The sequence below is a fragment of the Polaribacter sp. Asnod1-A03 genome, assembly GCF_045063585.1.
GTDB lineage: Bacteria > Bacteroidota > Bacteroidia > Flavobacteriales > Flavobacteriaceae > Polaribacter.
Window position 1 is genome coordinate 1,948,936 of the sequence record NZ_JBEFOE010000009.1, and the last position, 19,159, is coordinate 1,968,094.

Sequence of the window (19,159 nt, forward strand, 5' to 3'; positions counted from 1 at the left end):
TTTTTTTATTTTTAATAAATGAGTGATTCAAAAAAAAATAGTAATTCAAATATGCCAAAATTTAAGTTTAATGCATATTGGATATATGGAGCCATATTTGTTTTAATTATGGCATTTCAATTTTTTAGTAGTGGAGATTTAGGATCTAAAAACATTACTAAAAATGAGTTTAATGAGATTTTAGAAGAAAATGATATTTCTAAAATAGTTGTTGTAAACAACAATGTAGCACAAGTTTTTATCAAAGATGAAGCTATTGCAAAAAAAGATCGTTACAAAAAAATGGTAGGTTCTACCTTCTATTCTAAAGGAGCGCCTTTATACGAATATAATTTTGGAGATTTACAAAACTTCGAAAACAGTATTGAGGAAATTAAAGAAGAAAAAGGACTTGATTTTGATAAAGAAAATACTGAAAAAACCAGTATGTTCGAAACAATTTTAGGTTTTTTACCTTTTATAATTTTAATTGCTGTCTGGTTATTTTTTATGAGAAGAATGTCTGGTGGTGGATCTGGAGCAGGTGGTGGAGGCCAAATTTTTAATATTGGTAAATCTAAAGCAAAGTTATTTGATAAAGACACTAAAGTAAAAACAACGTTTGAAAATGTTGCAGGTTTAGAAGGCGCAAAAGAAGAAGTACAAGAGATTGTAGATTTCTTAAAAAGTCCAGAAAAATATACTTCTCTTGGTGGTAAAATACCTAAAGGAGCATTATTAGTAGGACCTCCAGGAACAGGTAAAACATTATTAGCAAAAGCAGTAGCAGGAGAAGCAGGTGTTCCTTTTTTCTCTCTTTCTGGTTCAGATTTTGTAGAAATGTTTGTAGGGGTTGGTGCTTCTAGAGTACGAGATTTATTTAAACAAGCACAACAAAAATCACCATCTATTATTTTTATTGATGAGATTGATGCAATTGGTAGAGCTCGTGGAAAAAATAGTATGACAGGAGGAAATGATGAGCGTGAGAACACGTTAAATCAACTATTAACAGAAATGGATGGTTTTGGTACTGATACAAACGTAATTGTTTTAGCAGCAACAAACAGAGCAGATGTTTTGGATAGTGCGTTAATGCGTGCAGGACGTTTTGATAGACAAATCTATGTAGACTTACCGAATATTAATGAAAGAAAAGAAATTTTTGAAGTACATATTAAAGCTTTAAAATTAGCAGATGATGTCAAAATTGATTTCCTAGCGCAACAAACACCTGGTTTTTCTGGTGCAGATATTGCTAATATGTGTAATGAATCTGCTTTAATAGCTGCCAGAAATGGTAAAAAAGCAATTCATCATCAAGATTTCTTAGATGCTGTAGATAGAATTGTTGGTGGTTTAGAAAAGAAAAATAAAGTAATTACACCTAAAGAGAAAAAAGTAATTGCTTTTCATGAAGCGGGGCATGCAACTATTAGTTGGATGTTAGAACACGCTGCACCATTAGTAAAAGTTACAATTGTGCCTAGAGGACAATCTTTAGGAGCTGCTTGGTATTTACCAGCAGAAAGAATGATTGTACAAACAGAACAAATGTTAGATGAAATGTGTGCTACCATGGGAGGTAGAGCAGCAGAAAAAGTAATGTTTGATAAAATTTCTACAGGAGCTTTAAGTGATTTAGAAAAAGTAACTAAGCAAGCCAGAGCAATGGTAACTGTTTACGGTTTAAATGAAGAAGTAGGAAATGTAACTTATTATGATTCTTCTGGTAATGATGGTTTTGTAAAACCTTACAGTGAAGAAACTGGAAAGAAAATAGATACAGAGATTTCTAAAATTATCGAAAATCAATATGCGAGAGCCATCGATATATTGAATGAGAATAAGGATAAATTAACAACTCTTGCAGAATTATTATTAGAAAAAGAGGTTATTTTTAAAGATGATTTAGAAAAAATATTCGGTAAAAGACCTTTTGATGAATTAATAGAAGGAGAAGAAATATCTGTTGAACAAAAAGGAGGTAGTCCTTCGGTAGAATTGACAACGGAAGAATAATTAAACATATTTTATTTAATGAGTTTTTTTAAAAAATTGTTTAACATTCCTTCTGAAAAGGAAGAAAATAATAATCCAAAGAAAGATTTAAACCTTTCTTTGGATGATTTATTTGTACACAATTTTGTGGAAAAAGGAGGTAAGTTTCTTTACTGTTTGCAGAAAACAGAAGTTGTTGAAAATTTAGAAAGTATATTAAGAGAGAATAATTGGAAAGAATTATCGCTTTTAGATAAAGATTTGATAGGTTTTTTAGATCAAAAAAAAGTATCAGTTACATCAACAATCAAATCAAATTTACCGATTCTTATAAATTGTGAGCATTTAATTGCAGATAAAGGAGATGTTTTATTCTCTTCAAATCAATTAAAAAGTACAAAATTATCAGAAATGCCAGAAAACTTCATCGTTTTTGCAACAACAAGTCAGTTAGTTACAGATATGGGTCAAGGCTTAACTGGTATTAAGATTAATCATAAAGGAAATTTACCTACTAACATTTCTGCCGTAAAAAATTACAACATCAATAATAATGAGGATAATTTCTTAAACTACGGTAACAGTAACTCAAAAAACTTATATTTGCTGCTATTAGAAGATTTGTAATATGAGTAACCTTTTAAAAAGGAGTCTTTCTGGAATTATTTACGTTTTAATTTTTTTATCAGCAATTCTTATTTCAAAAGAATCGTATATCGCTTTAACTTCTTTATTCGGTGTTTTATGTATTTGGGAGTTTTCTAAATTAATTGATTTTAAAGGTATAATTGGTTACATTTTTTTTGGTTTAACATTATTTTTAATGTTAAAAAGACCCGATAATTATGCTGTTGCAGTTATTTTAGGGATTACATTACTTTCTTCTTTATCTCTTATTTACTATTTATTTGTTAAAAAAGAAGTTACTTTTTCTAATGACAGATCTAAATTAGGACTCTTAATAAGGTATCCTATATTTTCCATGATCTTTTTAGTTTTCTTGCCAATTTACCAAGGTGAATATAATCCTTATTTAATGATTTCTATTTTAATCATCATTTGGGTAAACGATAGTTTTGCCTTTTTAGTTGGTAAAAATTTAGGGAAAAGAAAACTATTTCCATCTGTTTCACCTAAAAAAACAATAGAAGGTTTTTTAGGAGGTTTAGTTTTTGCTTTAATTGCTGCAATTATTATTGGTACGTTTAATGATGATTTTATTATTGGAAATTGGTTAATAATTGCTTTTTTAGTGAGTGTTATTGGTACTATTGGAGATTTGATAGAATCTAAATTTAAAAGACAAGCAAATGTTAAGGATAGTGGAGACATTATGCCTGGTCATGGAGGTATTTTAGATAGGTTAGATAGTTTGTTGTTTGCAGCACCATTTGTATATTTGTATATTAATTTTATAATTTAAGGATGATTCGTTTTCACAAAGAAGGATATAAAATAATTGTTATCACTTTTATAATTGCTATTGCAGGAATTTTATTAGCAGAAAAGTTTATTGAAATATCTTGGTTAGTAAAAGCTATTCAAATTGTAATGATAGCTTTTCTAGTAATTGTTTTGCAGTTTTTTAGAAATCCTAAAAGAATAGGTTCTTTAAGTGAAAATACGATAGTTGCTCCTGTAGACGGTAAAGTTGTTGTTATAGAAGAGGTACAAGAACCAGAATATTTTAAAGGAAAAAGATTACAAGTATCAATTTTTATGTCTCCAATTAATGTGCATGTTACAAGATATGCAATAAGCGGAGTTGTAAAGTACAGTAAATATCATCCTGGTAAATATTTAGTTGCATGGCATCCAAAAGCTTCTACAGAAAATGAAAGAACTACAGTTGTTATTAATAATAATGCTTTTGGAGATGTTTTATACAGACAAATTGCAGGTGCTTTGGCTAAGAGAATTGTCAACTATGCAAAGGAAGGAGATAAAGTGATACAAGGTACAGATGCGGGTTTTATAAAATTTGGTTCTAGAGTAGATCTTTTTTTACCATTAAATACAAAATTAAACGTAGTTTTAGGAGATAAGGTTAAAGGAGGAATTCAAGTAATTGCAGAAAAATAGTTTATGGAATATGATTTAGACGAAGAGTTTAAAGAAGCATTTTCTAAAATTTCTAAATTAAGAGAGGCAATAGCCCCAGATATAATGCTTAAATTGTATGCTTATAATAAGCAAGCAAATTTTGGGAATAAATTTTCTTCTAATGATAATCTAGATGTTAGAAATGCATTTAAATTAAATGCTTGGATGCAGTTAAACGGAATGAAATCTGACGAAGCCAAAAAAGAATATATAGAATTAGCAAATACAGTTTTAAATACTAACAAATAAGATCATGAAAAAAGTATTAATTTTATCATTATTAGTAGCAACAACTTTAAACTTTTCATCTTGTAAATCAGAGAAAAGTAAAGATGTTAAAACAGAAGAAAAAGTAGAAGTTACAAAAAGTACAGCCGATTTTTCTGTTGCAAGTGCAGAAAACTCTATAAATTTTACAGCTTACAAGACTACAGAAAAAATTGGGGTAGGTGGTGAGTTTAAAAAAGTTGATGTTTTAGCTGGAGGAGAAGGAACAACTGCAAAAGAGGCAATTAACAATACAGAGTTTTCTATACCTGTAAGCAGTATTTTTACAAAAGATACAAGTAGAGATTTTAAGATTAAAAAATTCTTCTTTGGTATTATGGATAACACAAAATTACTTTCTGGTAAATTAATGATTACTGATGATACTACTGGTGTTGCAGAAATTAAAATGAATGGTGTTACAGAAAAAGTAGATTTTACATATACAATTACTGATAAAGTGTTTAATATGAAAGCAACTATGGATATTACAAATTGGAATGCTTCTGCGGCTTTAGAATCTTTAAACAAAGCTTGTTTTGATTTACATAAAGGTGCTGACGGAGTTTCTAAAACTTGGAGTGAAGTTGCTTTAGATATTACAACTACTTTCTAAGAAAACTATAAATTATTTAATGCTTTTTTAAGCGTTTTAAATCGGAAAGAATATCCATTCTTTTCGATTTTTTTTGCAGAAACTTTACTTCCTTCTAATAAAATAATTGCCATTTTACCAAAAACCAATTTTAATAAAAAACCAGGAACAGCTATTGGTAAAAAAGGTTTTTTAATACTTTTTGCTAATGCTTTAGAAAAAGATTTACTTGTTTGATGTTCTGGCGCAACGGCATTAAAAATTCCCATTAAATTGTTTTCAACAGCTTTTACATACATTTCACACAAATCATCAATATGAATCCACGGTAAAAATTGTTTACCAGAACCTAAAGGTGATATAATTGGTGTTTTCATTTTATCTAAAGCTCCGCCTTTATCAGATAAAACTATTCCTGTTCTTAAAATAGTCACCGGTATTTTTATTGTTGAAAATTGGTATGCAGCGTTTTCCCATTTTTGGCAAACATCACCTAAAAAATCATGTCCAGGTTTGTCTGTTTCTGTATAAATTTTATCAGAAGTTATTGCTCCGTAATAACCAACTCCAGAAGCAGAAATAAAGCCTTTTAGGTCAATTTTAAGTTCATTTATTTTATCAAAAAGTAAATTAGCTGTTTTAACTCTACTATCAATAATAATTTGTTTTCTTTCTTCGGTCCAACGTTTATCAGCAATTCCTGCTCCTGCTAAATGGATAATGTAATCAGTATTTAATAAAGCACTTTCATCAATATAATTATCAGAAATATTCCATTTAAACTCATTTTTATTTTTAGGACTTCTACTTAAGATTGCAACGTCATGATTTTTTTTAATCAGTAATTTTGTCAATTTTTTACCGACTAAACCTGTACCACCTGTAATAATTATTTTTGCCATATTGTAAATATAATTATTTTTTGTTTAACTTTTTTTTAAAATAATAAAACAAATTTATGTTCACATATATTAAAGCAATGTTAATCTTTATTTTTCATCCGTTTAAAGTAGTACTTTTATAGAGATGAAAAACAATAGTAGAAGAAAAGGATTTGTTTTTAAAACGTATGAGGCAGAAAATATATCGCCTTTCGACAAATTATTCGAAATTTTTAAGGAACTAATTACACATACTTCTGGCGATTTTGACGAAGCAATAGACTGGTTAAGATCTTTAGATAAAGAATACAATTTAACTGATGAAAACTATACCATTGATGATTTTATAGAAGACCTTAAAAAGAAAGGTTATATAAAGGAAGAAATAAAAGGAGATGGAACAGGAGGAACAAAAATTACTCCAAAAACAGAACGCGCTATTCGTCAGCAAGCATTGAATCATATTTTTGGTAAAATTAAAAGAAGCGGAGCAGGAAATCATAAAAGTAAATCTCCAGGAATAGGAGATGAGCATACCGGAGATTTTAGAAATTATCAATTTGGTGACGCTTTAGATAAAGTTTCTATGACAGAAAGCATCAGAAATGCTCAAATTAATAATGGAATTGACAATTTTAATTTAACCGAAAATGATTTAGTTGTAGAAGAAACTTTACATAAAAGTCAAATGAGTACGGTTTTAATGATTGATATCAGTCATTCTATGATTTTGTATGGAGAAGACAGAATTACACCTGCCAAAAAAGTAGCGATGGCTTTGGCAGAATTAATTACAACGCGTTATCCAAAAGACACTTTAGATATTATTGTTTTTGGTAACGATGCTTGGTCTATCAAAATTAAAGATTTACCTTATTTACAAGTTGGTCCTTACCATACAAATACCGTTGCAGGTTTAAATTTAGCGATGGATTTATTGCGAAGAAAACGAAATACCAACAAACAAATTTTTATGATTACCGATGGAAAACCAAGTTGTTTGCGTTTACCAGACGGGCAATATTATAAAAACAGTAATGGTTTAGACAAATACATTGTAAATAAATGTTATGCAATGGCACAACAATCTAGAAAATTACACATACCAATTACTACTTTTATGATTGCACAAGATCCGTATTTAATGCAATTTGTAAGAGTATTTACACAAGCAAATCAAGGAAAAGCGTTTTATACAGGTTTAAAAGGTTTGGGAGAAATGATTTTTGAGGATTACGAAACAAATAGAAAAAAACGAATTAAAGGATAAATGAATTTACAGCAAATAAAAACATTAGGAGAATTAAAAACATCAGGATATAAATCGAAGTCGATAAAAGATGAATTAAGAGAAAACCTGATTACCAAAATAATGAATAAAGAAGCTACTTTTAAAGGAATTCATGGGTATGAAAATACAGTAATTCCTCAGTTAGAAAGAGCAATTTTAAGTAAACATAATATCAATTTATTAGGATTAAGAGGACAAGCAAAAACCCGTTTAGCAAGATTGATGTTAAATTTGTTAGACGAATACATTCCGGTTGTAGAAGGTTCAGAAATTAATGATGATCCGTTAAACCCTATTTCTAGATTTGCAATTGAAACCATAAAAGAAAAAGGAGATGAAACTCCAATTTATTGGATGCATAGAAGTAAGCGTTTTGCAGAAAAATTAGCAACGCCAGATGTAACAGTTGCAGATATTATTGGTGATGTAGATCCTATAAAAGCAGCCAATTTAAAGCTGAGCTATGCAGATGATAGAGTAATTCATTACGGAATGATTCCGAGAGCAAACAGATGTATTTTTGTAATTAATGAGTTGCCAGATTTACAAGCAAGAATACAAGTTGCCTTGTTTAACATTTTGCAAGAAGGCGACATTCAAATTAGAGGTTTTAAATTACGTTTGCCTTTAGATATGCAATTTTTATTTACGGCAAATCCAGAGGATTATACAAATAGAGGTAGTATTGTAACGCCATTAAAAGACAGAATTGGTTCGCAAATTTTAACACATTATCCAGAAGATATAGCAATAGCTAAAACAATTACACAGCAAGAGGCAAAGTTAGATGAAAGACAAGCAGAAACTATTTTTGTACCAGAATTAGCTAAAGACTTGTTAGAGCAAATTGTTTTTGAAGCAAGAGAAAGTGAGTATATTGATGCAAAAAGTGGTGTAAGTGCTCGTTTAAGTATAACTGCTTTTCAGAATTTATTAAGCACAGCAGAAAGAAGATTGTTAATTTCGGGTGATGAAAAAACAACGATTCGGTTGAGTGATTTTGATGGAATTATTCCTGCAATAACTGGTAAAGTAGAATTGGTTTATGAAGGAGAACAAGAAGGAGCAGCATCTGTTGCACAAAATCTGATTGTAAGTGCTATTAAAACATTGTTTCCAACGTATTTTCCAGAGATTAAAAAGCTAGAAAAACAAACAGCAGAATCTCCTTACGATGATGTAATTTCTTGGTTTTTTAATACCAACTCAGATTTTGAAATTTTAGACGATTTAGACCAAGAAACATATACAGCATTGTTAGATAGTGTTGCCCCATTAGAAGATTTATTAGAAAAATATCAATCAAAAGCAACACAACAAGAACGTTATTTTGTAAAAGAATTTGTACTGTGGGCATTAGTAGAATTTAATAAATTGAGTAAATACAGATTTTCTGAAGGAACACAGTTTAAAGATCCTTATGGTAATTTTATGAGTGGATTGTAAAAGTCATCTAACATCACGAGATTTTATGTTTTCATTACACAACCGAATTATTTCTATAATTCGGTTTTTTCTTGTGGCTTCTCTTTTTGCTTGTTGTAACCAATACAAATAACTTTTTCTATAACTAGGGGCAAAATTGGTGTAATTTGTAAAAGCAGTTTTATTTTTATCAAACTCAGTTTGTAAATCATTAGGAATTATCCCTTTTTCTACGGCATCTAAAGCAGTCCAAGAACCATTTTGTTTTGCAATTTCAATAATATTAAATCCACTTTGGTGCATTAAATTATTGGCAGTTAATTCTTCAATATATTTTTTGTTTACGGCACTCCAAATACTTTTTTGTTTTCTCGGACAAAAATATTGTCTTCGTTTTCCGTTACCTAAACTTTTAACAGTGGCATCTATCCAACCAAAACAGAGTGCAACTTTTACAGCTTCTTCCCAACGCATAGATTCTTCTTCATTTTCTACTTTGTAAAAAATAAGATAAATTCCATTTTTAGAATCATAATTTTTAGACAACCAGTTTCTCCATTCTACATCATTTTTAAAATAGAATTCTATTATTTCTTTCATTCTTTATTTAGGATTTTTTTATATACATAATTATCACAATCATAAAAATAGGTTTACAAATAATCTTATAAACCTCAAGTTTTGGATGCTCTTCTAATTTTTGTTAAATTAACGAATATTAATAATTTTAGCTTAAAAATATATTTAAATGACTGTAAAAAGCTTAAAAATAGAGAATGAAATAAAGTTATTATCATTTGATATTGATAATACATTAATAGATTTTCATACTTATAAAAGTAATTTTAAAAAAATATGGGAAAAGTATCAAGACCAAAACGATGTAATTTTAACATACAACACAGGGCGTTTAAAGGATGATGTTCTACATCTAATAGAAAAAAAAGTGTTGCCAGAACCAGATTATATAATTTCAGGAGTTGGTACACATATTTACAATTTTAAAAAAGGTGCTGTAGAAAAAGAATTTAATGATGTTTTAGATGATGGTTGGAATCTAGAGTCCGTAGAAAACATCATTCAAAAAATAGACCATCCAATAAGTGATCAACCAAGTAAATTTCAACATTCTTATAAAAGAAGTTACTTCTTTCATGATGCAAGTACAGAACTTGTAGAGGGTATCGAGCAAGATTTTGCTGATGCAGATATGGATGTTAATGTAGTTTATTCTGGAGATAAATACCTAGATATTTTACCTAAATGGGCAAATAAAGGTAATGCTTTACAGTGGTTAATTAAAAGATTGAAAATAAAAACGAATGAAGTTTTAGTAGCCGGAGATAGTGGTAATGATTCTGCAATGTTCGATTTAAAAGATGTATTTGGTATTGTAGTTGCTAATGCACATGAAGAGCTATATGTATATACAAAACACAAAAAAGTATATCATACAGAAAAAGCTAAAGGAGATGGAGTTGTAGAAGGCTTAATTTTTTATGGAATTTTACCTGAAAAGGCAATTGAAGATGTTGTTGTAGATCATTCTGATGACTTTTTTATTAAAAAAGAAATAGAAAATATTGCTTTAGAGGATAATGATGAAAAAATAGCTTTAATACAAGAAGGTTACTTAAAAGCCATAGAAGCCTTAAGGAAAAATATAACGCCGTTAGGGTTTTCTGCATGTTCTATTAAAGATAATATACCTAACGGAACTGATGAAAATTACCACAGTGTTTGGGCCAGAGATGGTGCAATTACTGTAATAGGTTCACTTTCTTTAATAGATGATGAAGAAATACATCAATGTCAAAGGCAAACATTAATTACTTTATTAGAACACATTTCTAGAAACGGACAAATACCAGCCAATGTAAGGTTAAGGGATGAAGAACCAGATTATTCTGGAGTTGGAGGAATCTGTTCTATTGATAGTGGAATCTGGGTGATAATTGCATTTTATGAATATGTAAATGTTACTAAAGATATTGAGTTCTTAAGAAAATATATAAATGACATTAAAGAAACGATGCGTTGGTTAGGTGCACATGATAGTAATAATGATGCACTTTTAGAAATACCAGAAGCAGGAGATTGGACAGATTTGTTTGGTAGAAGTTATAATATTTTATATGATGAAATTCTTTGGTATAGATCTAATGTTTGCTTTGGTAGGATGCTAGAAATGTTAGGAAGTCATGAAGAAGCTGGTGAATATATAAGGTGGTCTCAAGTAATTAAAAAAGAAATTGTTCAGAATTTTTGGCCCTCAACACAGCAAAAATTATTTCAATCGGTTTCTTTTGCCGAAAAGCAATTTACTTTAGGAGATACTTCTTATTTAATAGCACAAACAACTCCTTTTGATTTTAGTTGGCGTTGTGATACTTTAGGAAATATTTTAGCTTTTTTACACGGTACAATAGATGCAGAAAAAGCACATCAAACATTTAGATTTATGTTAGGTGTTGGTGTTAACGATCCTTTTCCGGTTGCAAATGTTTATCCGGTTGTAAGTCCTGGAGACCAAGATTGGAAACCTTATTATACAGTAAACCTTTTAAACTTACCAAATCATTACCATAATGGAGGGATTTGGCCTTTTGTAGGTGGGTTTTGGGTGAAATTTGTAAATAAATTAGGGTTTAGAGATGTAGCAATCGCAGAATTACACAAACTAGCTTTAATTAACAAAGAAGGAATTACAGACGAATGGGAATTTACAGAATGGGCACATGGAACGACAGGTAAGCCTATGGGTAAAGCATATCAAGCTTGGTCTGCTGCCCAATATATTGCAGCCTGTCACGATTTAAAAATAAGTAAAATTAAAAAATAGAATTATGAAGTCGATATTAATGATCTCTTTACATGGGTATGTTGGAGCAAATGCAGAATTAGGAAAACCAGATACAGGAGGTCAAGTAGTATATGTATTAGAATTAGCAGATAGATTTAGTAGGTTAGGAAAACGTGTAGATTTAGTTACCCGTCAGTTCGAAGATCAACCAGAGTATGATCATGTAGACGAAAATTTTAGTGTTTGGAGAATTCCTTTTGGTGGAAAAAAGTTCATCAGAAAAGAAGACATGCACGACCATTTAAAAAAGTTTGTTACCAATACATTGGCAGCAATTAAAAAAGAAAATAAAAAATACGATGTTGTCTATTCTCATTATTGGGATGCAGGTTGGGCAGGTCAAAAAATTGCAGAAGAATTAGGTATTTGTCATGTTCATACTCCACATTCTCTAGGTTGGTGGAAACAGCACACGATGGGAAGTGATATGGACGAAAAAGAAATGGAAAAAACCTATCGATTTAAAGAAAGAATTAGAAAAGAATATTTTGTTTACCAAATGTGTAATTTTGTAATTGCAACTACTTTACCTCAGGTTGATTTATTAGTACAACAGTATGATGTTCTATCTAGAAATTGTAGTATGATTCCTCCGGGAATTGATGAGAATAGATTCTTCCCTGTTCCATCAAAAGAAAATGATAAAATCCGTTTAAAGTATGATATAAAACCAACAGATATTTTAGCTTTAGGTAGGATGGCACATAACAAAGGTTATGATTTATTATTACATGCACTACCAACTGTTTTTGAATTATGTCCGGAAGCAAGATTGGTCGCTGCAATTGGTGGAGATTCTCAACAGGATAGAGATGGAATAGAAACCTTAAAAGTTTTGGCGAAAGAATTAGGAGTAATGGATAAAATAAAATGGAAAAATTACATTGCAGATGAAGATTTAGCCAATGTTTATAGATCTGCAAGTATTTTTGTAATGCCTTCTAGGTACGAACCTTTTGGTATGGTGGCTATTGAAGCAATGGCTTGTGGTACGCCAAGTGTGGTAACTGTACATGGTGGCTTGTGCGATTTAATTGATTTTGGTAATCAAGCTTTATTTGCAGATCCTCATAGACCAAAAGAATTTGGAGCAATGATGGCAATGCCACTTTTATACCCTAATTTAAGAAATGAAATGTCTGTAGAAGGAGCACGATTTGCTCGTAGAAATTTTGGTTGGACAGGTATTGCAAAAAGAATGTTAGCCATTTTTTCTAGTTCAATAAGTCAAAGAACTTCAGAGTCTAATATTTATTAAAACCTAGTTATGTCTAAAATTGCCTGTTTTGGTGAAGTTTTGTGGGATATTTTTCCTACTCATAAAAAAATTGGAGGAGCACCTCTAAATGTTGCAATCCGTTTAAAATCCTTTAAAAACGAAGTAGCAATGATAAGTGCTGTAGGTAATGATGATTTAGCAAAACCAATTTTACACAATATAAATGATTTAGAGATAAATTCTGAAGCTGTATCAGTTTTAGAAGATTTTAATACAGGAGAAGTTACAGTAACTTTAAATGAAAAAGGATCTGCAACTTATGAGATAGTACACCCAAAAGCTTGGGATAAAATTCCTTTTACAAAAGCATCAGAAAACTTGGTAAAGCAAGCTGATGCTTTTGTGTTTGGGAGTTTAATTACAAGAGATGAGGTGTCTAAAAACACTTTATATCAGCTTTTAAAATTTGCAAAATATGCCATTTTTGATGTGAATTTAAGAGCACCTTTTTATACAAAAGAGATTTTAGTGGAGTTGATGCAAAAAGCAAATTTCATCAAATTTAATGATGAAGAACTGTATGAGATAAGTGCTTTTTTAGGTTCTAAATTCAATAATTTAGAGCAAAACATTCATTTTATATCAGAAAAAACAAATACCAAACATATTTGTGTAACTAAAGGAGAACATGGAGCTGTTTTATTGTATAACAATGAGTTGTTTTACAATAGTGGTTACAAAATTAAAGTAAAAGACACGGTTGGTTCTGGAGATTCTTTTTTAGCTTCTTTAACGAGTAAATTAATTAATGGATCAACACCACAAAAGGCTATTGATTTTGCTTGTGCTGTTGGTGCTTTAGTAGCACAAAGTGAAGGTGCAAATCCTATTATAAGCGAATTACAAATACAAGAGTTTCTCAATTCTTAACTTTAATATTTAATTTTTAGCAAATTTCCCTTTTTTATATTTTGATGAAGGAAAACTGTTTAAAATAAAAGGTATGGACACAAAGCCATTTGTAGTAGGTTTGTAAACTGCAAAATGTAAATGTGGTTCTGTACTTAAACCTGTATTTCCAGAATAACCAATTGGTTCTCCTTGCTTTACAGTATCACCAATTTTTACAATTGCCCCCTCTTTTCTTAAATGTACATATTGTGCATAAGTGCCATCATTGTGTGCAATAACGATATAATTGGCATGTTTTAAATATTTTTTTTGCTTACCACCAAGATTAGAATTTTCTTTTAAGTTAACAACTAAACCATCTCTAATGGTACAAACAGTTTGACTAATATTCATTTTAAAGTCTATTGCATATTTAGAAAAATTACCTTTATGAGTAAAGTTTGTATTTTGTCCTTGTAAAACTTTATAACGTTTGCCTTTTAAATAAGGCAAAGCATAATTGAATAATGTGTCATATCGTTTTAAGTTAGATGGGCCATATTGCAGTGAAAAATCAAATTTTTCTAAGATTTTTAAAGTATCGATTTCTGTTTTAGAAAACTGTAAAATTTTTAAAGTATCGGGTTTTGTAAATTCGATATATTTTTCTTTTTGTTGCTCTAAATTTTTAATTTTAAGAAAAGTATTTCCTAAAATTGGGTTTTTTACAACAACAAAAATAGAATCTTTAAATTCTTCGAATTTAATATACTTTGGTTTTATCTTTACTTCATAGCTAGCGCAAGAAAGCAAAAGTACCAGAGAAAATACTGATAATAAGCGCACTTTTATCTCCAAATTTTATTAGGGAAAACAACTACACTTTCTTCACCATTTTCACCAACAGCAGCAACTCCAAAAAAGAAGTTGTCAATTACAATTCCGTCTAAAGTAAATTCTGTAGTTTCTACATACCTGAAATTGTCCCAAGTTGGTGATGTTGTGTCTCTCCAATAAATTTTATATCCTTTAGCTCCTTCTACCTTGCTCCATTTTAGTTTAACAGAAGGTTTAACGATCCCTCCAATTTCTACCACTTTTGGTGCTTCTGGTGCCCAAGCTAAACTGGCTAAATTAATTGCATTTACAGCTGTTAGTTTTTTAGCATAACGAAAATTTACATGTTCAAAAACATCACCATAATTAATTCCGTCTTCTGTTCTAATGTCTTGGTGTTGTTGCGTATAATTTTCATGAGCTTCCATAATTCTAATTCCGGCAAAACCTAAATCATTAAAAGGTCTATGGTGTCCTCCACGTCCAAACCTATCCAACCTATAAATCATCATCGGATTCATTTCAGGCATATAGGTTTTAGTTGTTTTGTGAATGTATCTTGCTAATTGTCTAGAAATTCCATCTACTTCACCACCATAAAAACGTCTTGCATTACGTTGTCTTTCTGTTTCGTTTGCTGGAACTGGTTCAGAAAAAATTCTAAAACTTCTATTATCAATAACACCATCAACACCTGTAATATTACCAATCATATCATTATTTAAAATACCAATAATATCCCAACCTTTTTCTTTAGCGTATTTGGCTAAACCAGCACCACCAAAAAGACCTTGTTCTTCTCCAGAAAGACCAACATAAATTATACTGCTTTCAAATTTATAATTGCTTAAAACTCTTGCAGCCTCAATAGTTCCTGCCATACCAGAAGCATTGTCATTTGCACCAGGAGCATCTGTAGTAAAATCCATTGTATCACTTGCACGAGAATCAATATCACCACTCATAATAATGTATTTGTTTGGGTATTTTGTTCCTTTTTGTACAGCAACAACATTTACAACATAGGCATCATGTGGTACTCTTCTATTTCCTTTTTTAGTAACTAAATCTTTTTGATAAAAAACATCCATACAATTATTACAATTTTTAGAAATATTTTCAAATTCAGATTTTATCCAACGTCTAGCAGCACCAATTCCGCGAGTATTGGATATAGTATCAGAAAATGTATTTCTTGTACCAAACTCTGTTAATGTTTTTACATCAGCTTTTATTCTATCAGCTGAAATAGCATCAATAATATCGTAAATTTTAGGATTTGTTTGTGCAGTTAAAGAAACTGACATCAATAAGAAAAAGAAAGTAATTTTATGCATTTTAAAATATTTTTTTAAATATACAGACTTTTTTAAATACAAAAAACCACTTCAGCAAAATTGAAGCGGTTTGTGTGTTAAAAGAATAGTAAAGTTTATTCTTGATCTAGTTTTTTGGTGATTTTAAAACCAATTAACAAAGATGCACCTGCACATAAAAAGATAGAGGCTAAGTAAAAAGTTTCTGTTGCAATATAATTACTTGGTCTGTTTTGAAAACCACCATTATAACCAAAATTATATGATAATAACGAACCTAATAGAACACCAACTCCGATTCCCATAGCTAATAAACCTAAGTTTAAAATTAAAATTTTCCAAAAAGGTGCTGCTTTTCTTTCTTGCTGACCTTTCATAAAAATGGTGGCATCAACTCCTTTTTCAATTAATGCTAGACGTTCTTTGTTTCTTGTAGAAAAGAATAAATAAAATATTCCGAAAATTACTGCGAATAAGAACATAAATACGATTGCTACTTCCATACTATTGTTTTAAATGATTATTTTTATTGTGTATGTAGCTTTGACGACATCATTAGATTAAAGGTTACAAAAAATTAAAAAAAAATATTTTTCATTAAATCTGTAACCTATTCTTGTAAGAAACAGTCAAAGATAAAATGACTAACAAAAACGACCAACTATACATAAATAAAGTTATTAATGGAGATGTAAATGCTTTTGCATATCTTGTTGATAATTATAAAGATTTGGTGTTTTCTTTGGCATACAAAATGACAAAGAGTAGAGAAGAGGCGGAAGAAATTAGTCAAGATACATTTATAAAAGCATATAAGAATTTAAGTAAGTTTAAAGGAGATTCTAAATTTTCTACTTGGTTGTACAGAATTACATATCATGCGTGTTTAGATGCTATTAAAAAGAATAAAAACAATAATAATTCGTTAGAAATAAACGAAGTTACTTTTAATCAGATACAGTCTGTAGAAAATATTTTACAAGGAATAGAAAGAAAAGAACGGTCTAAAATAATGAACGATTGTTTGTTAAGATTACCAGAAGATGAGCGCGCTTTAATTTGGATGTTTTATTATGATGAGTTAACTTTAAAAGAAATAATTGAGGTAACTCAATTTTCTGAAGCAAACATTAAAGTAAAATTACACAGAGCAAGAAAAAAACTATTAAATATTGTAAAAGAAAATGTTGAACCAGAAATAATTAAGCATTATGGAAGAAAATAAAGACATAAAAAAATTAGATGCTTTTGCTAAAAAGTATGTAAAAGAAATTAAGCAAGAACAACCGTCTTTAGATTTTACTTCGTTTATAATACAAACAATAACTAAAGAAAGTACCTCTAAAGTTTTAAAGCCTTCAATTTTAATTTCTAAAAAAATGTGGACTGTTTTAACCGTTTTATTTGTTGCTTGTTTGGCTTTTATCCTAAAAAATAAAAAAGAAAATTCGATTCAGTTTCCTGAATTTAATTTTAGCTTTTTAACTAAAATTAAAATGCCAAATTTGTTTGAAAATGTTGTAATTTCTAACTCTTTATTTTTAGTAATTGCTATTTTTACTTTTATGATTTTTGTACAAATTATCTTTCTAAAAAATCATTTTAATAAACGATTAGAATAGCGTTTAAACTCTTTATTTCTATTATTATTCCTTTTTAAGAAAAGCTACCCGAAAGAGGTAGTAAAAGCACTATTTTTTTTACCTTTAGAAAATATTTAGAGGAAGATGAGTAAAGAAAATTATAAGGTTAAAAAAAAGATTAAGCTTGCAGATTTTGATACAAAAGAAGTAATTGGTGATGCTAAAAAGAAGCTTAAAAAGCTTCGAAAAAAGCTAAGTGACATCCAAGATACTATGTATGCAGAAGGCAAATATAGTATGTTAATCTGCTTACAAGGAATGGATACATCTGGTAAAGACAGCTTAATTAGAGAGGTTTTTAAAGATGTAAATGCACGTGGAGTTGAGGTACATAGCTTTAAAGTGCCAACAGAATTAGAGTTAAAACACGATTTTTTATGGAGACACTATATAGCATTACCCGCTAAAGGGAAAATAGGTGTTTTTAATAGAACACATTATGAAAATGTTTTGGTAACAAGAGTACACCCAGAATATGTTTTCGGCGAAAACTTACCACAAATAAATAGTTTAGAAGATGTAAATGACGATTTTTTCCGTGAAAGAATGGAAAGAATTAATAACTTTGAAAGTCACTTAGTAGAAAGTGGAACAATTGTTTTAAAATTCTTTTTAAACTTATCTAAAGAAGAACAAAAAAATAGGTTGTTACGTAGATTAAATTTACCAGAAAAAAACTGGAAATTTTCTGCAGGAGATTTAAAAGAACGTAAACTTTGGGATAAATATCAGTTTTGTTACGAAGATTTATTAAATAGAACATCTAAAAAAAATGCGCCTTGGTTTATAATTCCTGCGGATGATAAACCAACTGCAAGATTAATATTAGCAGATATTGTTTTAGATGAATTAGAAAAATACAATTTTAAAGAACCTGTGCTTCCATCAAAAATACAAGCGCAAGTAGAAGAATTTAAAGAACAATTAAATAACGAATAAATATGAGTTGTAAAGTTTTGGTTGTAAAATTTTAACTTGATAAACTCTAAGAACGATTATAATGAATTTAAACTTAACAAAACCAATTATATTTTTCGATTTAGAAACAACAGGAGTAAATATTGCTACAGATAAAATTGTAGAAATATCAATTCTAAAAGTGTTTCCTAATGGAAATAAAGAAAGTAAAACATGGTTGGTAAATCCAGAAATGGAAATTCCTCAAGAATCTATTGATGTACACGGAATTACAAATGAAAAAGTAGCAGCAGAACCAACTTTTAAAGAGTTAGCTACTAAAGTAAATGAAATGATTGCAGATTCTGATTTAGCAGGTTTCAATTCTAATCGTTTTGATATTCCGCTTTTAGCAGAAGAATTAATGCGGGCAGGCATAGATTTTGATATGAAAAATAGAAAAGCAATTGATGTACAAGTAATTTTTCATAAAAAAGAACAAAGAACATTAAGTGCTGGTTATCAATTTTATTGTGGTAAAGAATTAGAAGGTGCTCACGGAGCAGAAGCAGATACCAATGCTACTTATGAAATTTTGTTAGCACAATTAGATAAATACAAAGACATAGAAAATAGTGTAGATGCTTTAAGTGAATATTCTACACATGGTGAAAGAGCAGATTTTGCTGGTTTTATTTTGATGAATGATAAAAAACAAGAAATTTTTTCTTTCGGAAAATATAAAGGTAGAACAGTAGAAGATGTGTTTAAAGAAAATCCTGGTTATAATAATTGGATGCAAAATGCAGATTTTCCTCTTTATACAAAAAAAGTTTTAAGAGAGATTAAAGAAAGAATGAAACCGAAAAAGAAGAAAATGACGGATGCAGAAAAGTTACAAGCTTTGCAGCAAAAGTTTAATTTAAGATAGATTTTTAGGTTTTTTTTATT

General features: G+C 29.5%; 20 protein-coding genes. 15 read left to right on the forward strand and 5 right to left on the reverse strand.

Annotated elements, in window-relative coordinates; translation table 11 throughout:
• Positions 1-18 precede the first annotated feature (18 nt).
• The 6 genes from ftsH to ACJJVY_RS09060 are packed head-to-tail and all read left to right on the forward strand — an operon-like array spanning position 19 to position 4,966.
• The gene (gene ftsH, locus ACJJVY_RS09035; RefSeq protein WP_405607138.1) at positions 19-2,001 is read left to right on the forward strand and encodes an ATP-dependent zinc metalloprotease FtsH; all 1,983 of its coding nucleotides are present in this window, start codon (positions 19-21) and stop codon (positions 1,999-2,001) included.
• Positions 2,002-2,019: 18 nt separating this feature from the next.
• Entirely contained in the window at positions 2,020-2,607 is a 588-nt protein-coding gene (locus tag ACJJVY_RS09040; protein WP_405607141.1) for a hypothetical protein, read from the forward strand.
• Position 2,608: 1 nt separating this feature from the next.
• Complete coding sequence (locus ACJJVY_RS09045; protein ID WP_405607144.1) at positions 2,609-3,403, forward strand: phosphatidate cytidylyltransferase; 795 nt, start codon at positions 2,609-2,611, stop codon at positions 3,401-3,403.
• 2 nt (positions 3,404-3,405) lie between these two features.
• Entirely contained in the window at positions 3,406-4,062 is a 657-nt protein-coding gene (locus tag ACJJVY_RS09050) for a phosphatidylserine decarboxylase family protein (RefSeq protein ID WP_405607147.1), read from the forward strand.
• Between the two features lie 3 nt (positions 4,063-4,065).
• Entirely contained in the window at positions 4,066-4,332 is a 267-nt protein-coding gene (locus ACJJVY_RS09055) for an acyl-CoA-binding protein (RefSeq protein WP_405607150.1), read from the forward strand.
• Between the two features lie 4 nt (positions 4,333-4,336).
• A complete protein-coding gene (locus tag ACJJVY_RS09060; RefSeq protein ID WP_405607153.1) occupies positions 4,337-4,966 on the forward strand; it encodes a YceI family protein in 630 nt (209 codons plus the stop codon).
• A 5-nt stretch (positions 4,967-4,971) separates the two neighbouring features.
• Here ACJJVY_RS09060 and ACJJVY_RS09065 read toward each other — a convergent pair whose 3' ends face one another.
• A complete protein-coding gene (locus ACJJVY_RS09065) occupies positions 4,972-5,847 on the reverse strand; it encodes a TIGR01777 family oxidoreductase (RefSeq protein WP_405607156.1) in 876 nt (291 codons plus the stop codon).
• A gap of 124 nt (positions 5,848-5,971) precedes the next feature.
• On the opposite strand from ACJJVY_RS09065, the gene ACJJVY_RS09070 reads away from it, so the two are divergent.
• Together ACJJVY_RS09070 and ACJJVY_RS09075 are read left to right on the forward strand one after the other, a co-directional pair.
• Positions 5,972-7,096: a vWA domain-containing protein gene (locus tag ACJJVY_RS09070; RefSeq protein ID WP_405607159.1), complete on the forward strand. Its 1,125-nt coding sequence runs from the start codon at positions 5,972-5,974 to the stop codon at positions 7,094-7,096.
• The gene (locus ACJJVY_RS09075) at positions 7,097-8,563 is read left to right on the forward strand and encodes a magnesium chelatase (RefSeq protein ID WP_405607162.1); all 1,467 of its coding nucleotides are present in this window, start codon (positions 7,097-7,099) and stop codon (positions 8,561-8,563) included.
• Positions 8,564-8,566: 3 nt separating this feature from the next.
• Here the strand turns inward: ACJJVY_RS09075 and ACJJVY_RS09080 are convergent, their stop codons facing one another.
• A complete protein-coding gene (locus tag ACJJVY_RS09080) occupies positions 8,567-9,142 on the reverse strand; it encodes a YdeI family protein (protein ID WP_405607165.1) in 576 nt (191 codons plus the stop codon).
• A 148-nt stretch (positions 9,143-9,290) separates the two neighbouring features.
• On the opposite strand from ACJJVY_RS09080, the gene ACJJVY_RS09085 reads away from it, so the two are divergent.
• Genes ACJJVY_RS09085 through ACJJVY_RS09095 form a run of 3 tightly spaced genes read left to right on the forward strand, consistent with a single transcriptional unit; the run spans position 9,291 to position 13,554 of the window.
• Positions 9,291-11,384: an HAD-IIB family hydrolase gene (locus tag ACJJVY_RS09085; protein ID WP_405607168.1), complete on the forward strand. Its 2,094-nt coding sequence runs from the start codon at positions 9,291-9,293 to the stop codon at positions 11,382-11,384.
• Between the two features lie 4 nt (positions 11,385-11,388).
• Entirely contained in the window at positions 11,389-12,663 is a 1,275-nt protein-coding gene (locus ACJJVY_RS09090; protein WP_405607171.1) for a glycosyltransferase, read from the forward strand.
• Between the two features lie 9 nt (positions 12,664-12,672).
• Positions 12,673-13,554, forward strand: a complete 882-nt coding sequence (locus ACJJVY_RS09095) for a carbohydrate kinase family protein (protein WP_405607174.1) — start codon at positions 12,673-12,675, stop codon at positions 13,552-13,554.
• 9 nt (positions 13,555-13,563) lie between these two features.
• Here ACJJVY_RS09095 and ACJJVY_RS09100 read toward each other — a convergent pair whose 3' ends face one another.
• The 3 genes from ACJJVY_RS09100 to ACJJVY_RS09110 all read right to left on the reverse strand — a co-directional run bounded on the left by ACJJVY_RS09100 (position 13,564) and on the right by ACJJVY_RS09110 (position 16,171).
• Positions 13,564-14,373, reverse strand: coding sequence for a M23 family metallopeptidase (locus ACJJVY_RS09100; protein ID WP_405607177.1), 810 nt, complete (start codon positions 14,371-14,373; stop codon positions 13,564-13,566).
• Complete coding sequence (locus tag ACJJVY_RS09105; RefSeq protein ID WP_405607180.1) at positions 14,364-15,689, reverse strand: M28 family peptidase; 1,326 nt, start codon at positions 15,687-15,689, stop codon at positions 14,364-14,366. The genes ACJJVY_RS09100 and ACJJVY_RS09105 overlap by 10 nt, the downstream gene beginning before the upstream one ends.
• Positions 15,690-15,784: 95 nt before the next feature.
• Positions 15,785-16,171, reverse strand: a complete 387-nt coding sequence (locus ACJJVY_RS09110; protein WP_405607183.1) for a DUF6249 domain-containing protein — start codon at positions 16,169-16,171, stop codon at positions 15,785-15,787.
• A 137-nt stretch (positions 16,172-16,308) separates the two neighbouring features.
• On the opposite strand from ACJJVY_RS09110, the gene ACJJVY_RS09115 reads away from it, so the two are divergent.
• The 4 genes from ACJJVY_RS09115 (at position 16,309) to ACJJVY_RS09130 (ending at position 19,139) form a co-directional block, all read left to right on the forward strand.
• Positions 16,309-16,893 (forward strand): RNA polymerase sigma factor, encoded by a 585-nt coding sequence (locus ACJJVY_RS09115; RefSeq protein WP_405607186.1) that lies wholly within the window; start codon positions 16,309-16,311, stop codon positions 16,891-16,893.
• On the forward strand, positions 16,880-17,290 hold the full coding sequence (locus tag ACJJVY_RS09120; RefSeq protein ID WP_405607189.1) for a hypothetical protein: 411 nt from the start codon (positions 16,880-16,882) through the stop codon (positions 17,288-17,290). The genes ACJJVY_RS09115 and ACJJVY_RS09120 overlap by 14 nt, the downstream gene beginning before the upstream one ends.
• 105 nt (positions 17,291-17,395) lie before the next feature.
• Entirely contained in the window at positions 17,396-18,250 is an 855-nt protein-coding gene (locus tag ACJJVY_RS09125) for a PPK2 family polyphosphate kinase (RefSeq protein ID WP_405607192.1), read from the forward strand.
• A gap of 61 nt (positions 18,251-18,311) precedes the next feature.
• Complete coding sequence (locus tag ACJJVY_RS09130) at positions 18,312-19,139, forward strand: exonuclease domain-containing protein (RefSeq protein WP_405607195.1); 828 nt, start codon at positions 18,312-18,314, stop codon at positions 19,137-19,139.
• The last annotated feature ends 20 nt before the right edge of the window (positions 19,140-19,159 follow it).

Excerpts from the sequence above, each read along its gene's own strand:
- ACJJVY_RS09080 (WP_405607165.1), bottom strand. The coding sequence starts at position 9,142 with ATGAAAGAAATAATAGAATTCTATTTTAAAAATGATGTAGAATGGAGA.
- ACJJVY_RS09070 (WP_405607159.1), top strand. The coding sequence starts at position 5,972 with ATGAAAAACAATAGTAGAAGAAAAGGATTTGTTTTTAAAACGTATGAG.
- ACJJVY_RS09065 (WP_405607156.1), bottom strand. The coding sequence starts at position 5,847 with ATGGCAAAAATAATTATTACAGGTGGTACAGGTTTAGTCGGTAAAAAA.
- ACJJVY_RS09040 (WP_405607141.1), top strand. The coding sequence starts at position 2,020 with ATGAGTTTTTTTAAAAAATTGTTTAACATTCCTTCTGAAAAGGAAGAA.
- ACJJVY_RS09060 (WP_405607153.1), top strand. The coding sequence starts at position 4,337 with ATGAAAAAAGTATTAATTTTATCATTATTAGTAGCAACAACTTTAAAC.
- ACJJVY_RS09115 (WP_405607186.1), top strand. The coding sequence starts at position 16,309 with ATGACTAACAAAAACGACCAACTATACATAAATAAAGTTATTAATGGA.
- ACJJVY_RS09075 (WP_405607162.1), top strand. The coding sequence starts at position 7,097 with ATGAATTTACAGCAAATAAAAACATTAGGAGAATTAAAAACATCAGGA.
- ACJJVY_RS09055 (WP_405607150.1), top strand. The coding sequence starts at position 4,066 with ATGGAATATGATTTAGACGAAGAGTTTAAAGAAGCATTTTCTAAAATT.
- ACJJVY_RS09045 (WP_405607144.1), top strand. The coding sequence starts at position 2,609 with ATGAGTAACCTTTTAAAAAGGAGTCTTTCTGGAATTATTTACGTTTTA.
- ACJJVY_RS09085 (WP_405607168.1), top strand. The coding sequence starts at position 9,291 with ATGACTGTAAAAAGCTTAAAAATAGAGAATGAAATAAAGTTATTATCA.
- ACJJVY_RS09125 (WP_405607192.1), top strand. The coding sequence starts at position 17,396 with ATGAGTAAAGAAAATTATAAGGTTAAAAAAAAGATTAAGCTTGCAGAT.
- ACJJVY_RS09120 (WP_405607189.1), top strand. The coding sequence starts at position 16,880 with ATGGAAGAAAATAAAGACATAAAAAAATTAGATGCTTTTGCTAAAAAG.
- ACJJVY_RS09095 (WP_405607174.1), top strand. The coding sequence starts at position 12,673 with ATGTCTAAAATTGCCTGTTTTGGTGAAGTTTTGTGGGATATTTTTCCT.
- ACJJVY_RS09130 (WP_405607195.1), top strand. The coding sequence starts at position 18,312 with ATGAATTTAAACTTAACAAAACCAATTATATTTTTCGATTTAGAAACA.
- ACJJVY_RS09090 (WP_405607171.1), top strand. The coding sequence starts at position 11,389 with ATGAAGTCGATATTAATGATCTCTTTACATGGGTATGTTGGAGCAAAT.
- ACJJVY_RS09105 (WP_405607180.1), bottom strand. The coding sequence starts at position 15,689 with ATGCATAAAATTACTTTCTTTTTCTTATTGATGTCAGTTTCTTTAACT.
- ACJJVY_RS09110 (WP_405607183.1), bottom strand. The coding sequence starts at position 16,171 with ATGGAAGTAGCAATCGTATTTATGTTCTTATTCGCAGTAATTTTCGGA.
- ACJJVY_RS09050 (WP_405607147.1), top strand. The coding sequence starts at position 3,406 with ATGATTCGTTTTCACAAAGAAGGATATAAAATAATTGTTATCACTTTT.
- ftsH (WP_405607138.1), top strand. The coding sequence starts at position 19 with ATGAGTGATTCAAAAAAAAATAGTAATTCAAATATGCCAAAATTTAAG.